The sequence below is a fragment of the Saccharopolyspora shandongensis genome (assembly GCF_900106995.1).
GTDB classification, from domain to species: domain Bacteria; phylum Actinomycetota; class Actinomycetes; order Mycobacteriales; family Pseudonocardiaceae; genus Saccharopolyspora; species Saccharopolyspora shandongensis.
In genome coordinates, this window is the sequence record NZ_FNOK01000086.1 from 1 (window position 1) to 13,945 (window position 13,945).

Here is a 13,945-nt window from a genome sequence, read left to right on the forward strand (position 1 = left end):
TCCGCCGGAAGCCCCAATCTCACCGGAGAAAGGACCAGCTCATCATGACCGAAAGCGTCCGGCGCCTCGCACGCGACGCACGACGAGACATGCGGCAGGGCGCCGAGGCGATCGCGCGACGGCAGCGCGCCCGCCTGGCCGAGATGGTGGCTTACGCCCGCGCGAACTCGCCGTACTACCGCGAGCTGTATCGCGACCTGCCAGACAAGGTCGACGATCCGGCACTGCTCCCGGTCACCGACAAGAAGACGCTGATGGGGCACTTCGACGACTGGGTCACCGACCGCCAGGTGACCCGCGAGCGGGTCGAGGCGTTCGTCGCCGATCCCGACCTCGTCGGGGCGCGGTTCCAGGACCGGTACCTGGTGGCCACCACCTCCGGAACCAGCGGTGTCCGCGGCCTCTTCGTACTGGACGAGCGGAACCTGGCCGTGCCCAACGCCCTTGGGTCACGCTCCCGTGGCCTGCTGGGGGTCCGTGACCTCGGCCGTATGCTCGCCCACGGGGGCCGCATAGCCGTCGTCAGCGCACCCACCGGCCACTTCTACACCATCGCCTCGACGGAGCGGTTCCGCCGGGACAGCCCGCGGCTCAGCCGGATCATGCGGGTCTTCCCGACAGACCAGCCGCTGCCGACGCTGGTCGACGAGCTCAACCGGTACAACCCCGCCAGCCTCGCCGGCTTCCTGAGCATGCTCACGCAGCTGGCCGGGGAGCAGGAAGCCGGCCGCCTGCGCATCCGCCCGGCGCTCGTCATTCCCGGCGGTGAGACGTTGACCGCCGACATCCGGGAACGGCTCGCGACCGCGTTCCACGCGAAGGTCAATGCCGCCTACGCCGCCACCGAGTGCGGCTTCCTGAGCGTCGGCTGCGCGCACGGCTGGTACCACGTCAACAGCGACTGGGCCGTGGCCGAGCCGGTCGACGCCGACTACCGGCCGGTCCCGCCGGGGCAGCCGTCGCACACTGTCCTGATCAGCAACCTCGCCAACCGGGTCCAGCCGTTCCTGCGCTACGACCTCGGCGACAGCGTCCTACTCCGCCCCGACCCCTGCCCCTGCGGCAACCCGCTGCCGGCCATCCGGGTAGCGGGTCGCGCCGCCGACATGCTCACCTTCCCCACTGATCGCGGCGAGCACGTCAGCATCTCGCCCATGCTCTTCGGCACGCTGCTGGACCGCACTCCCGGCATCGACCGGTTCCAGCTCGTCCAGACGTCGCCCTCCGCACTGCGCGTACGCCTGCAAACCAGGCAGGGCACCGACACTGACCGCGTATGGCAGGCCGTGCGCGACGAGATCACTCGTCTGCTCACCGAGCACAAGGCCGACCACGTCACGCTCGAACGTGCCGACGAGCCACCACAACAGTCGCCCGGTGGCAAGTTCCGCCGGATCATCCCACTCAGCGCGCAATAAGGAGCCGCCAATGACCACAGCACATCAAGGATTTGCCTCGCTCAGCGGGAAAGTGGCGATCGTGACCGGGGCCGGGTCCGGCATCGGGGCAGCGTCCGCGGCGACGATGGCCGCCCAGGGAGCACGGGTGTGCTGCGCCGACATCAACGCCGAAACCGCCGAGCGGACGGCCAAGGACATCGTCGCCGCCGGCGGCGAGGCGTTCGCGCTGCGGGTCGACGTCGCCGCCCCGGAGGACAACGACTCGATGGTCAGCACGACGGTCGCCCGCTATGGCGCCGTGCACATCGCGCATCTCAACGCCGCGGCCATGGACCCGGAATCCGCGCAGCCCGCCACGGTTCTCGACTTCTCGCTGAAGGCATGGGACAGCACAATGGCGGTGAACCTGCGCGGCGTCATGCTCGGCATGCGGGCGGCGGGCCGGGCCATGCGTGACGCGGGCGGTGGATCCATTGTGGTCACTTCGTCGGCCGCCGGGCTCATCGGCGTCCGGATGGCGTCGGCGTACTCGGCGTCGAAACACGGAGTCCTCGGCCTGGTCAAGACGGCCGCGCTGGAGTTGGGGCCGGTCGGTATCCGGGTCAACGCCATCTGCCCCGGGTACATCGCGAGCAACGACTTCATGCGCAAGATGGGCGAGGAACGCGACGTGGGCAGCCGGTTCCCGCTCGGCCGGATGGGACGCGGCGAGGACGTCGCGAACCTGGCCGCGTTCCTGGCCAGTGACAGCGCGTCGTTCATCTCCGGCAGCGTCCACACCATCGACGGCGGCTGGCTGGCGGGTCCCGCGGCCCAGAAAACCGCCGCCGCTTCCTGAACCGAATTCCGAAGAAAGGCAACAATGGATCAGCAGATCGACCCCTGCCCGGCCATCGGCGTCCAGCAGTTGCTGGCGTTACCGCAGCACGAGCTGTTCGAGCTGTGGAAGAGCCTGCCCGCTCCCGAGATGGGGGAGCTCGACGGGGAGTACGCGGCCTACATGCCCATTCTCCACATCTCCCCGGAGGAGATCCGGGACGCCGCCACCCAGTTCTACCGGGACGAGTCGGCGCGCGGCTACTGGTTGGGCAAGGCGTACAAGGCAAACGGCGATTCCACCGGCGAGGGCTACAACATCTTCCGCAAGCTTGGGGAAGATGGGGACGGATACCGGTACACCCGGAAGGGCCGGTTCGCCACCGATATCGGCGAGTCGTTCGTCGACGGCAGGCCGTCGTTGATGATGCGGTACACGGCGTTCAACAAGCAGGTGGCCGGTATCACCGACCTCGTGGACGAGGTGCGGCACTATGCGAAGGGGCTCTATCTCGCCACGGCGACCGCGCCCTCGCAGGACGACGGCACGCGCACGATGCCGGACAGCTGCTTCCTGCTCGCCGGTCCAGTCAACCCGTGGGTCGGTCCCGACGACACGGAAGCCGGACAGCGGTGACGGATCTCGACGTCGACGATCGCTTCGCGATCCAGCAGACGACCGGCCGCTACGCCCACGCCTACGACACCGGGGACGTCGAGGGCTTCGTCGGAGTGTTCACAGAGGACGGGATCTTCGAGGTCGTTCTCGTCGACCAGCATGATCAGCGGGCGTTGTTCCAAGGCGCGGCCGAGCTTCGCGACTTCGCCGAGTCGGGGATGCCGAGGGTCAATCCCGTCCTGCACCACGTGTGCGGGTTCGTGTTCGACGAGACCGACGCGGATGAGCCCCGCACCCGCGCCACGGTGGTCGTCACCAAGCAGTACCCGGACGGTCCCACCGTCGTGACCCACGGCACCTACTTCGACCGCTGGCGCAAGACGGAAGCCGGATGGCGCATCGCGCATCGACGCTATGTCGCCCTCGGATACGCCGGAGCGCACCGAACCTCTCCGGCGACACCGTAGGCATCACGGAGAAGGACCCGGACACCACAGCGCAGCAAGACATCCCTGCAACGAGTCGCGGACCGGCACGAACGCGCCAAGACCACCATCGAGGAGCCAACGGAACCGTGACCGACCAGGAAGAACACAAGATCCACCTGCCGGCGTTCGCCTGTCGCTGGTGCCCGTCGGAATGGGTGCGGCCTCAGGCCACCGGCCCTGGTCACGATGGGTCCGGTTTCCGCATCCCCGGCTACACGGAACCGGACCCCGTCGGGCCACTACGCACAGGCCACTCGGCGCCAGCCCAGTGAGGCGCGCATCGTGATCAAAATGATGCAACACCTGTGTCAGCAACGATGAGCACAGATCGCATGAGCACAGTAAGCCAAGATCAACTGCTCCCACCGTGCTCCCAAAACAGTAGGAGCCCCAACTAATGAAGATCATCAGAAGGGGCTCTCACCTGGGTATATAGATGGTGCGCGATACTGGGATTGAACCAGTGACCTCTACCGTGTCAAGGTAGTGGCCCGCTGGGGCCGACCAGCTGTTTCGCGTATCCCTGCAGGTCAGCGGCTCTTGTTCCTCCTCGTTACGACCGGTTGTCGCGCGTTCCCGCGCGTTCCCGTCGCCAGGAAACCGCCATTTGATCATGGCAGTTACAAGGAGGACGACCACGGTGTTCGATCATCTGACACGTCCACAGAGAAAGACCCGGGGTCGGCGCGGCTGGCTGGCGACTCAGGTCCAGTGCCACGACACCAGGCACCCTGACTCCTTCGACGAGAGGCACGAGGCAGCCAGGCTGAAGCTCTGCTTCGTGCAAGACGGTCATCAACCACGCCGCACACGCACCGGTTTGCCATACCGAGGTCAGGGTGATCGTCATTGGTGACCTGGCCTGGACGTTCATCACTTTCACACGATCGGGCGCTGTTGCTTCAGTGCGCCTGCACGATCTTGGTCGCCGCTGGTGCGGCCTACGTGTCGTATCAGCACGGCCGCCAGTTTGCCCTGCGGTTCGGTGCGGACCGAGCCACTGCAGCGATCTGGCCGTTGATCGTGGACGGGTTGCTGACGATAGCTACTGTCGAATTGTGGAAGGCTGGCCCATGCCGCCCTGCGGGACGCTGGAAGGCATGGCTGGCGTTCCTTCTTGGGATTGGATTGTCGCTGTGCGCCAATGTGGCTTCGGCGCCGGAGCTGAGCGTGTTCGCCGTCGCGGTCGCCGCATGTCCTCCGTTGGCGTTGTTGCTGTCGGTCGAACTGCTGAATCAAGCGCTAAAGCGACATCGAGGCGAAACTGCGGCCTCCGTCGGCAAGAGAGATGGAGACCAGGCGCCGACGAACAGGGCTCCGACTGAACCAGATGGAATGCACTCATCGACAGCCGACGCCCTAACGGGTGAGGCCGATCCAACGGAGTGCATTCCAGAACACAACGTACCTGGTCAGGGCACTGCTACTGGCGCCTTGACGTCCGAAGTTTCGCAAGCCGTTGGTCATGATCCGCTGTTCGAGCAAGCATGCGAGCTGGATTCCGAACACTGGGACAACCATAAACGTCCGATCGCAGCGGACACGCTACGACGCCAACTGGGCATCGGTTCAGACCGAGCCCGAGCCCTCACCCGCCATGTCCGGCAGCGTCACCAGCTCCACGACGCAACGCAAGGCGAACGCTGAGGAGGCACCAGCATGGGGTGGCCCTTCGCACAACGAAGGGCCACCCCATGCCTGTGGTCGTCGCAAGTCGCGCCGGAGACTTCAGCTGTGGCGTAACTGGCCAGGAGGACTATCTCTTTGCGGCCAGCTTTGAGCTACCAGGGCAGGACCGCATGAAGTAGTGCAGCCACTGCCATGAGCAGTCCCGCGATCGCAGAGATGTAGCGGAGAACGATCATGTGCCGGGTGGGGATGTTGCGGCGTGAGGGATTACGTCGTTTCGACATCGAGGTTTCACTTCGTGATGTGGTTGAGACTGGTCTCTTCATTCCTCTATGGCCCCGCGCCGGGCTTGTTGCCGTTCTCGATGCTGTTTGACGAGACGGCTAACCTGTCGTCTGACCCGTTGCTCGCCGAATTTGGCTGGCTGGCCGCAAGCCTCCGCGGCCTCTTTCCAGCTCATTCCTGGAGAGTCGGCGTATATGAGGACGACGTTCCGTTCGACCGGTTTGAGCTTGTTCAAGATGCAGTCGACGCGCGGGTTGCTCCAGCCGACCTGAAGGTCAGGACCTGGCAGCGTTTCGAGGATCGACGTGCGCTGACGGTCATGACCGAACTCAGCCGAGAGAGAGGTGATCCGTTGTCCTCTTATCTTCCCTAGGTGCAGTGGTCTCCAGTCCAAGTGCTGTTTGTCGGCCAACCTCTTCAAGACGCCCACGACTTCGTCGTCGGCGGCCTCTGCTTCCAGAGAGATCCAAGCATCGCAGAGCAAAGCGTCAACGACTCCCTGGACCTGTGCGTCGGTCGGGCTGGACCAGCCAAGCCAGTCGTGGGCAAAGCTCTTGGCCGCGTCGAAGCGCTTCTCGATGGTGAGCTGGTGGTTCTCGCTCAACAACGCTGCCCTTGCTTGTTGGGCTGCTATCCACGCGTTGCGTGCGGCAATGTGTGCCGGCTGCGTTCCGGGGCTCTCAGCAAGAACACGCCACCTTTGCAGCGTGAGCAAGGTCGTTGCTGTGATGACCTCCGAACGGCGATCACTTCCCTGATAACGGTCGGTAAGCCAAAGCAGCCACTTTGTGAGGACATCTTTGGCGGGCATCAGATTGACTGCCAGGTCTCGCCATGGCCCGAGGCGCTGCCCATCCAAGTGAATAACCAAGGACCTGCAGCAGTCCTGGCAGATCGGCAGGAGGGACTCAACGTGGCGCCGGGTTTCTGCCGCCGAGAAACGCACGATCCTCTGCAGGTCATCCGCGCTCAGGGACTCGCCGAGGCGCGTGGGTACCTCGAGATCAGCGCCCGGATCCGACCCGGTGTAGATCGTCAACCAGTTGTCGCGACGACGGCAGAACTCCGACACGATGCCGGTGAGCAGACAGTGCTTGCAGTACGTTCCGTCGTGGTCTTCCTCGCCGCCCTTTGCTGGCGTCATGTGCTGTCCCATTGCTCCTGTCCTCCAGAACTCAACGTGCCCTCACTTACTAGCTCTGGAATCGACCCCAAACGACAAAAAATCTTCCGTCGGCTCCAGGACCGCACGATCATCGTCGCTGTGGCCGCTGTGCGTGCAGCTCCCGAACGCGGCGACCCTGCCGCCGACCGTTAGAACGCCAGTTCGGGTGATCGCTAGTTGGGGCGCCCGGTCGACGGTCGCCCCGGACCACCGCCAGCATGTGAACAGCATCGATGGCCAGCTACTGGATCTGGGATGCAGCAACTGCGATGAAGGTGTCGACCTTGCGTGCGGCGTGGTCACCTAGCTCGGTGACGTGGCTTTCGTCTTTGGCTCGCTGGACCTGGGTTGCGGCGTCAAGCGCTTCACGCGCGGCCCCCACGATCTCCCGAGCGTCGGAAGCGACCAGTTTGATCCGCAGCAACGCATGCTCGGCCGCCGAGCGATAGCGGTAGTACTCCGCCGACGCCTCAGCGACCACGTCCTGATCAGAACGGTCATGCTGCCGGTGCCACCCGTCGTATGCCGCCCTTCGGCAGTCGGTCACCGCCTCCGCGAACGCCAAGTACGCGGAAATGCGGTCGGCTCGAATCTGTTCCCGGCGGGCGGTTCGCTCGGTCCGCAACGCAGAACGACGGCCGAAGAGATAGGTCAGGACAGCCCCGCTCAAGGTTCCGGCCACCGATCAACGCATTCCACACCTGCATGGTGGCCAGCTCACCACAACCGCTCAACCGATAAGGGGCACTCGCGACAGGTCGTTACGCGACCGCTCCAGGCCTCCAGCGCTCGTACGAGGACGGGAGGCCGTGGTGGATGGCGGTGAGCCTGCGCTGCGCCGGCCAGGGCTGCCTGCAACGCTCCATCGCTGTGGCCCTGCTCTGCCAATTCCGCGGCAGCTGGCCGACGTGGTGCACCGGCGTGCGAACCCACCCGTTTGCCGCCCACGCCTGGGTCGAAGCCGACGGCCAGCCCATTGGCGAGCCTTACCTGCAAGGCACTTCCAGCCACTGCTGACCATTGGCCCGAGCATCCTCGGCAGAGCGTCGTCCTGAGGCGGTTCTGCCTCCACCCGACGGCTCGACCGGTGTGACCCGGGCGTCCCTGCAAGCCGTTCTTGCCAACTCTCCGCAGCGCAACACGCGCCTGACCGCCCAGGTCCGGCAACTCGAGCGGCGGCTGTCCGAATTACTTGGCGAACGCGCCTGGCACGACTCCGGCCTCGTCGCACCCGTCGACATCGACCGCCTCCAGCAGCAGATCACCCTCCTCGAACAACACGTTGCTGAGCTGCAAGGCCGGCTCGAGGAGCGCACCAGCGAGCTCGACGCGGCGCGAGCGGCCAACCGGGAACTCACCAGGGCGCTCAACCAGCCACAGCGATGACCTCTGCCCCTGCCCACGTTGCCGACCTCGGTGCTGGACTTCGACCACGACACCTCGCGGAGGGAGGTGGTGACGATGGCACACGCCGTGTGGGGCGGGGCGCTGACCTTCGGCCTGGTGTCTGTTCCGGTGCAGCTGGTCGCCGCCGTGGAGTCCCACACTATTCGGTTTCACCAGGTCCAGCGGGGCACCGGTGACCGGGTGCGGCATAAGCGGGTCAACGAGCGCACCGGCGAAGAGGTCCCGTTCGCCGACGTCGTCAAGGGCTACCCCACCGAGGCCGGCTGGGTGATCGTGGAACCCAAGGAACTGGAGGACATCGCCCCCGGCCGCAGTCGGTCGTTGGAGATCATCGGGTTCGTTGACCTGGCACAGGTGGATCCGGTCTACCTCGGCGGAACCTACTACCTCGCGCCCGACGGGGCCGAGTACCGCAAGGTCTACGCTTTGCTCAGGGAGGCGCTGGAGACCACCAATCGGGCAGGGATCGCCACCTTTGTTATGCGAAATCGCCAGTACCTCGCTGCGCTGAAAGCCGAGAAGCACGTCCTCGCACTGCATGTTCTCCACTGGGCAGACGAAGTCCGCGACCCACACCGTGAACTCGGTGCCAGCCTGCCCGACCGCAGCGGCGCCACCGCACAAGAGCTCGGCACAGCGGTGCAATTGATCGAAGCGATGGCCATCGACTGGCAACCGCTGGATTATAAGGACACCTACCAGGAAACGGTGCGAGCCCTCATCGACGCGAAGCAAGCCCACGAGACCGTTGAGAAAGCCGTTCCAGCCCCGCGATCCACAGCGCTCGCGGACCTCATGGACGCGCTGCAAGCCAGCGTCGAGGCCCGGCGGAGTCGAACCGACTAACAGCCACCAATACAAAGGTGCCTCATACCAAGACAAGCTTCTGAGCAGCAAAAACGCTCAGGGCGCTGGTGCCGCGTGCTGTTAACTGCAACACCTGTCGCGGCAGTCGGTCAGCCGGATCGTGGACTTCGACGTGCACTGCTGCCGCTAGCGAGCCACGCTGTTTGAAGCGTTTCCGCCAGATCCTGGAAGGTGGCCTCACTGCACCGCGGCGACGGCACTGTGATGCCGAGCGGCAGGCAAGCTTGGCGGCGATCCGCTCCTGGAGCTTTTCGCAGTATTCGTCTCGTAGGCCGACGGGTCGAACGCCGCAGCCGACAGGGTGCCGACCGGCATCTGAGCCATCTCTTGTTCATGCGGTGCGGCATGCACCTCGCCGACCTCGGACGGGGCGGCCATGCGGCGACGTCCTTTGTCATCCGCTCAGCGCGTCTCATGACCCGTGTACGCCGTCGAAAGCTTCAATACCGGACGAGATCAGGTCGAAGAAGCCCCCGGCGGCCTCATCGAGACGAAGGTCCTCCAGGATCGGATTCCAGAGAGCCTTCCGTGTGGGCCCCAGGTGGGAGGTAAGGCCGTAAAGGTCGATCAGGTAGCGCGGCATGGCGCGGCCCCAGCACTGGCTGTTGTCGTTCCACTCCTTCAGGACCTGTTCCAACTCGGATCTGTTCAGGTACCCGGCGCAGGGAAGGACCGCCTTCTTGGCGATGGCCTCACCACCGTCGTAGCTTGTTGCGGCCTTGAGGAGGCCGGGGAGGTACGAGGTGAAGTAGGAACCGGGATGCTGCTCGATGACCTGAGCTTTCTGGCTGGCCGAAAGGCGATCGAAAGCTTCGGTGAGCGCAGGCAGCGTTTCACAAAGCTCAGGATGGGCGACGAGCGCGAGAGCCTTGGCCTCATCTGTGCTGAGGGTCAGGTCCCAGCTTCCCTGAGCGTTTCCGATCGCCTCGATCTTCACATTAAGAAGTTTGCTCACCGGCGCGGGGAGGGAGGCCCAGAACGCCGGCAGATCTCCGAGCCGACCAAGAGCACTAAGATGCACAGCCGGCTCTGCCTTCTCCAAGCGGCCCATCTGTTTGGCGACGGCCCGCTTGACGAGGTCGACATCGCGGCGAGCGAAGCTGCGAAGGCACTTTGCCATCCGGTTTGCGAACTCCTCCGGTGGGATCTTGATCGCATCATCGTCGATCGCCAGGACAGCAAACTTGGCCGCAGCTTCGACAACCCTGAAGCGGCTCGATGGCCGTACACGGTCGAAGAACGTGTACGTCAGGTACTCGGTGTCGAAGACGAATCCGGGATCGACAACGTGAGTGAGAAAGCTCTGAACGATCTTTCGGCCCTGGCTCGGCGGGTGGATCAGCACCGCTTCCAGTGCAGCGACCAGGTGGGCTCGGGCGTACTCCATCGTCGGCTCGTAGAGTTCACCGAGCGGCCGGATGGACGGATGTGCGCACAGATGCCGGTCGTCGCGGATCCTCTCCAGCTGCTTGCGCTGGGTGAAGTCGATTAGCTCCAGCTTCTCCGTAATGACGAGCAGGGTCTTCTCGAGGGTCAGCATGATCGGGATCGCTTCGCTTTCCTCGCTACTCTGCGCCTTCTCAACCTGGGACACCAAGTCCGCAGCCTCGCCTTCGCCTTCCTCATGGAGGATCCGGGCCTTGGCGATGAGGTCGGCGCAGACCGCTGTCCAGGTCAAGACAATGGCCCCACGAGCCGAGCCGGAGACGTAGCAGCGGTATGCCTCCTGCACCAGCGGCCGCACATCCGGGTTGAACACCCGGTTGACCCGGTCCTCAAGGTCGAGCATCGTGCCTCCTGCTTGTGAATCCAGGGTGATGCCTATGCATCCCCCATGGCATAACACATCCCACTCCAATGGGGTTGCCTTCCCTTCGCGATGCCCGCCTGGCCGACTCGCGCTCGAGGCGGCGGTTCGACCGCCCCGCCTTTGTGAAATGTCCCGCCGAAGGAACAAGCGAGGCTCGCCTACAACCCACCCGCTCGCGGCCCACGTGCATCTCCGGCCCGTGCGTCGAGTGGACCGAGAAGCGTATGTCGGCCGAGTACCTGTGCATAACTTCGGACATCCTGCGCGATTGTTCCTTCCCCGAAAGGGGGGGGGAGGGGCGATTGATCGCGGGCGAGTCGACCGTCGGGCTGGTGCCAACTACGCCGCAGTGCCACGCCGCTCCTCCATTGGCCCGGCGTCCCTGCTGTCGTCCGCTGCTCCCTCGGGCAACGGAGCTCGCGGCGACCGAGCCGTCCGCAGGGCTGCCGTCGCAACCCGAAGATCCTCAGCGCCCCCGCGGTCGTAGACGTGCTTGAGAAAGCGCAGGATCAGCCAGAGACACAGCGGCGCGCTGATCAGTCCGAACAGGCCCACGAGGACGACGATGATGGAGGACACAAGCTACCCCAGGCGCCACGATCGAACGCGCAACGCAGCCAGTGCCGACACAATGTCGGTCGCCAGCCCCACCCTTCCCCAGGCGCCCGCTGCGACGCGTAAGCCCACCGGTTCGATCCGACCTGTCCCACGTCCTGGCAGACAGCGCGGCAGTGGCCCCGAGCCCATCGCAGTGCAGAGCAGGCTAGCGCATGCGATGGGCTGGGTGGTCAACGCCGTGCCTGCTTCGATCAATCGCCGACGCCAGCCTCCCGCAACATCAAGATTTCGCAGTACCTTCTGTGTCCTTGTGGCGCGTCGGATTTTTAGCCCAGGTCGCTACCAGCACAACAAGGAAAACCAAAGAAATATACTGCGCAACGACCAAGCTGCCCTGATTGGCCAAGATGAACCCCTGAAGTGAAATCACTGGATCTTTTTAGATGCTCGTCTAGATCAGAGAATAGGGCGATTTCATTTTCGGCTATCCCCTGCTTGCGGGGCCTACGACGATCCGCATCTGATTCTTCAGGAGAAAATGACGTAGACGTTTCTCTGCCTTGAATGTGCCGTACGAATGAAACTGCTCTAGCGCGAGCATCGCCCAGCTTCTCCCGTTTTTCGATACGGCGACGATATCCGGAATTGCAACGCATTTAGTCGGCGTCGCCCACGATCATGCCGTGCTCGCGGATCTCGACGACGACCAGGCCCGCAGGCTGCTCCGCGGGGAAGGTGACCAGCTCGACCACGGGCTCAGGATGCGCCGGAGTCGGCCGCACCGCGCTTCGTCTCCGGCCTTCGCGGACGGAACGCCGTCGACGGAACGAGCTGCTGAACCGGCAGATCGCCGACAGCGGTCGGAATGGAGAAGGTGACCACGCCCAGCCACTGCCCGCGATCGGAGCGCAGCCACGCGAGCTGCATACCCGCCACCAAGCGGTCGAGCTCGACACCGTGGGCATGAACGACCATCGGCACCGTGTCTGCGCCCGGCCCGCGGCCCCGCTTGTAGGACACCAAGGCATCCACGTTGATCCAGACCGGCCGTGGCGGGCTGATGCGGCGAGCCAACATCCAATGAACACCCTCGAACACGTGTTCAGTATCTGCTGCGCGCGGCCATGATCACCAGCAACGCCACGGCGATGTGGCGCCCGAAGACTGGGGCGCCCGGTGGGATGAGGACCTGCCGGGCCCGTGCTTCGGCGAGTACAGCCCGCTTGTTGCGTAGAGCTCCCGCAAGGTCTGCACGTCGAAATCGGCCAAGAACCCGACTGTAGCGGTCTTGGCTCGGTTGATCAGCTGTTTCCCCGGCTTCTCGCTTCGATTCGGTGACCAGAGGTCACGAAGTGGAGGGGCGGATGCCGTCTACGGACAGCACGATGAGCCGGGAACGGGTGCGGACCGCCAAAGCGGCGTACCAGGATCTACGGGAACGGCGTTTTGATCATGTTCGGCAGGTCTCCGGTGAGGAATCGGCGCCGCGTGAGTGGAGTGATGACGCCGAGCAGGCCCTGCTGGAGTGCCGCGAAATGCAGGCTCGGCAGGACTGGCTGGCGTACGCGCCTGAGGGGCCAACGGAGTGGTGGCCGGGAGGCTGGCGGATCCGTCGTGACACCGGCGTGATCCACCGTGAGGGAGGCGCCGGCGGCCTGGGTGTGTGGCCGACCCGTGACGCCGCCAAGCAGTACGTGCAGGACCAGGTCGCCGGGTACGACCCGTCCGGGTCCGCTCGCGCGCCGTTGCTGTGGCAAGCGCAGGTCGAATGGTGCGCGGTCCGGGACGATCCGACTCGCTACCAGGGGAAGCTAAATGCTCCGGTGATCGCGCTCGATGAAGACTTCTGGGTCGCCCACCAGGTGTGAACGGGGTAGGCCCCGGCACGAACCAGGCCCCACCCCTGTTCTCAGTTCTAGGGGAGTCGGTCGAGATCCAACGTCGTCACGACTGGCAGATGGTCGCTGGCGCCGCGGGTCCGGTCGTTCTCAATGACCTCGTGATCGACCACGGCCGGTGCCAACGCTGGGGTGACGCGGTGGCCGTCGATGGCCCGATCCCCCATGTCCGCATGATCGAAGTGTCCGACGGTCCGGTGCCAGGGTTTGTTGACCAGGGCGGCGGTGTCACGGAGTCCTGCGCTCCACAGTGTGGTTCCGGGTCGGCGGTCGGCCCGCCAGTTCGTCGGCAGGCCGGTGGCGTCGTCGATGTCCCAGAGGCACTGGTAGATAAAGGGTTCTACCCAAGGGCGATCAGTGTAAGGGTCGGGGTGGTAGTGCTGCCATGATCCGTCGGCGCCCGGCACTCGGTCATCAGACACGCTGTTCCAGTCTGCTCCAACGATCCCGAGCGGGAACTGTCCGTAGGGCCTGGTCAGTGCGGACACCACGCGTTCGGCCTCGTCGATGCGCTTCTCACGGCCGAACGGGTTGCCGTGATATGACGCCGCCCGCAGCAGCACGCCGTCGACGTCGAAGGCCAGCGATGCCAGGTTATGCCAGAACTCCCCGTCGTAGGCGCGGAATGTGTCCGTGTAGGGCGTGATCGCGCTGGGATTCCACAACAGGCCGACGTGGAAGTCGGCGCGGGGCTTGGTTCCGGCGATGGCGCTCCGGCCAGGCTCACCACCTTCCTCGTCCCACCACGGTTGTTTGTAGCGGCACGACATCCCGGTCTCCTCGGCAATCTCCAGTAGTGCGTGCGGGCCGGCGCAGATCTCCTGCAGCATCAGCAGATCGCACTCCAGCTCGGCGATTGCTTTGCGCACCAGGGCATAGCGGTCCGCGGCCTGCTTGTCCCGGTAGGTGTTCGCTCTGGCGTACTCGTAGATGTTCCACGTGCCGATACGCAGCACGGTCATATGATGATCGCCTCCTTGCGGGGTTCGGTGTCGGACACGGG

The 13,945-nt window shown here is 64.8% G+C and carries 15 protein-coding genes; 9 read left to right on the forward strand and 6 right to left on the reverse strand.

Going from position 1 to position 13,945, the window contains the following annotated elements:
* The first annotated feature begins 44 nt into the window (after positions 1–44).
* The 5 genes from BLW84_RS43240 (at position 45) to BLW84_RS43255 (ending at position 4,970) form a co-directional block, all read left to right on the forward strand.
* Entirely contained in the window at positions 45–1,418 is a 1,374-nt protein-coding gene (locus tag BLW84_RS43240) for a phenylacetate--CoA ligase family protein (protein WP_093278172.1), read from the forward strand.
* A 10-nt stretch (positions 1,419–1,428) separates the two neighbouring features.
* Positions 1,429–2,238, forward strand: coding sequence for an SDR family NAD(P)-dependent oxidoreductase (locus BLW84_RS43245; protein WP_093278174.1), 810 nt, complete (start codon positions 1,429–1,431; stop codon positions 2,236–2,238).
* A gap of 24 nt (positions 2,239–2,262) precedes the next feature.
* Positions 2,263–2,853 (forward strand): hypothetical protein, encoded by a 591-nt coding sequence (locus BLW84_RS48150; RefSeq protein WP_177227022.1) that lies wholly within the window; start codon positions 2,263–2,265, stop codon positions 2,851–2,853.
* Positions 2,850–3,302: a nuclear transport factor 2 family protein gene (locus tag BLW84_RS48155; RefSeq protein WP_177227023.1), complete on the forward strand. Its 453-nt coding sequence runs from the start codon at positions 2,850–2,852 to the stop codon at positions 3,300–3,302. The genes BLW84_RS48150 and BLW84_RS48155 overlap by 4 nt, the downstream gene beginning before the upstream one ends.
* Before the next feature lie 873 nt (positions 3,303–4,175).
* Positions 4,176–4,970 carry a DUF2637 domain-containing protein gene (locus BLW84_RS43255; protein WP_093278176.1) on the forward strand — a complete coding sequence of 265 codons (795 nt, stop codon included), beginning with the start codon at positions 4,176–4,178 and terminating at the stop codon, positions 4,968–4,970.
* A gap of 304 nt (positions 4,971–5,274) precedes the next feature.
* On the opposite strand, the gene BLW84_RS43260 is transcribed toward BLW84_RS43255, so the two are convergent.
* Together BLW84_RS43260 and BLW84_RS43265 are read right to left on the reverse strand one after the other, a co-directional pair.
* A complete protein-coding gene (locus BLW84_RS43260; RefSeq protein WP_093278178.1) occupies positions 5,275–6,393 on the reverse strand; it encodes a hypothetical protein in 1,119 nt (372 codons plus the stop codon).
* Between the two features lie 250 nt (positions 6,394–6,643).
* Entirely contained in the window at positions 6,644–7,084 is a 441-nt protein-coding gene (locus BLW84_RS43265; protein ID WP_093278180.1) for a hypothetical protein, read from the reverse strand.
* A gap of 134 nt (positions 7,085–7,218) precedes the next feature.
* Here BLW84_RS43265 and BLW84_RS43270 point away from each other — a divergent pair, with 134 nt between their 5' ends.
* The 3 genes from BLW84_RS43270 to ku all read left to right on the forward strand — a co-directional run bounded on the left by BLW84_RS43270 (position 7,219) and on the right by ku (position 8,655).
* A complete protein-coding gene (locus BLW84_RS43270) occupies positions 7,219–7,419 on the forward strand; it encodes a lasso peptide biosynthesis B2 protein (protein ID WP_093278182.1) in 201 nt (66 codons plus the stop codon).
* Between the two features lie 72 nt (positions 7,420–7,491).
* Positions 7,492–7,788 carry a hypothetical protein gene (locus tag BLW84_RS46980; RefSeq protein WP_143061326.1) on the forward strand — a complete coding sequence of 99 codons (297 nt, stop codon included), beginning with the start codon at positions 7,492–7,494 and terminating at the stop codon, positions 7,786–7,788.
* 30 nt (positions 7,789–7,818) lie between these two features.
* Positions 7,819–8,655, forward strand: coding sequence for a non-homologous end joining protein Ku (ku, locus tag BLW84_RS43275; protein ID WP_245761790.1), 837 nt, complete (start codon positions 7,819–7,821; stop codon positions 8,653–8,655).
* Between the two features lie 198 nt (positions 8,656–8,853).
* On the opposite strand, the gene BLW84_RS46985 is transcribed toward ku, so the two are convergent.
* From BLW84_RS46985 to BLW84_RS43290, 3 genes are all read right to left on the reverse strand, one after another.
* Positions 8,854–9,054 carry a hypothetical protein gene (locus tag BLW84_RS46985; protein ID WP_143061327.1) on the reverse strand — a complete coding sequence of 67 codons (201 nt, stop codon included), beginning with the start codon at positions 9,052–9,054 and terminating at the stop codon, positions 8,854–8,856.
* A gap of 34 nt (positions 9,055–9,088) precedes the next feature.
* Positions 9,089–10,465: a hypothetical protein gene (locus BLW84_RS43280; protein WP_218157728.1), complete on the reverse strand. Its 1,377-nt coding sequence runs from the start codon at positions 10,463–10,465 to the stop codon at positions 9,089–9,091.
* A 1,335-nt stretch (positions 10,466–11,800) separates the two neighbouring features.
* A complete protein-coding gene (locus tag BLW84_RS43290; RefSeq protein WP_093278186.1) occupies positions 11,801–12,121 on the reverse strand; it encodes a hypothetical protein in 321 nt (106 codons plus the stop codon).
* Between the two features lie 287 nt (positions 12,122–12,408).
* Here BLW84_RS43290 and BLW84_RS43295 point away from each other — a divergent pair, with 287 nt between their 5' ends.
* Positions 12,409–12,912 (forward strand): hypothetical protein, encoded by a 504-nt coding sequence (locus tag BLW84_RS43295; protein ID WP_093278188.1) that lies wholly within the window; start codon positions 12,409–12,411, stop codon positions 12,910–12,912.
* A 47-nt stretch (positions 12,913–12,959) separates the two neighbouring features.
* On the opposite strand, the gene BLW84_RS43300 is transcribed toward BLW84_RS43295, so the two are convergent.
* On the reverse strand, positions 12,960–13,904 hold the full coding sequence (locus tag BLW84_RS43300; protein WP_093278190.1) for an exonuclease/endonuclease/phosphatase family protein: 945 nt from the start codon (positions 13,902–13,904) through the stop codon (positions 12,960–12,962).
* Positions 13,905–13,945: the final 41 nt, after the last annotated feature.

Coding starts and splice junctions, on each gene's coding strand:
- BLW84_RS43240 (WP_093278172.1), top strand. CDS start 45: ATGACCGAAAGCGTCCGGCGCCTCGCACGCGACGCACGACGAGACATG.
- BLW84_RS43245 (WP_093278174.1), top strand. CDS start 1,429: ATGACCACAGCACATCAAGGATTTGCCTCGCTCAGCGGGAAAGTGGCG.
- BLW84_RS48150 (WP_177227022.1), top strand. CDS start 2,263: ATGGATCAGCAGATCGACCCCTGCCCGGCCATCGGCGTCCAGCAGTTG.
- BLW84_RS43260 (WP_093278178.1), bottom strand. CDS start 6,393: ATGGGACAGCACATGACGCCAGCAAAGGGCGGCGAGGAAGACCACGAC.
- BLW84_RS43270 (WP_093278182.1), top strand. CDS start 7,219: ATGGCGGTGAGCCTGCGCTGCGCCGGCCAGGGCTGCCTGCAACGCTCC.
- BLW84_RS46985 (WP_143061327.1), bottom strand. CDS start 9,054: ATGGCCGCCCCGTCCGAGGTCGGCGAGGTGCATGCCGCACCGCATGAA.
- BLW84_RS43280 (WP_218157728.1), bottom strand. CDS start 10,465: ATGCTCGACCTTGAGGACCGGGTCAACCGGGTGTTCAACCCGGATGTG.
- BLW84_RS43290 (WP_093278186.1), bottom strand. CDS start 12,121: ATGTTGGCTCGCCGCATCAGCCCGCCACGGCCGGTCTGGATCAACGTG.
- BLW84_RS43295 (WP_093278188.1), top strand. CDS start 12,409: ATGCCGTCTACGGACAGCACGATGAGCCGGGAACGGGTGCGGACCGCC.
- BLW84_RS43300 (WP_093278190.1), bottom strand. CDS start 13,904: ATGACCGTGCTGCGTATCGGCACGTGGAACATCTACGAGTACGCCAGA.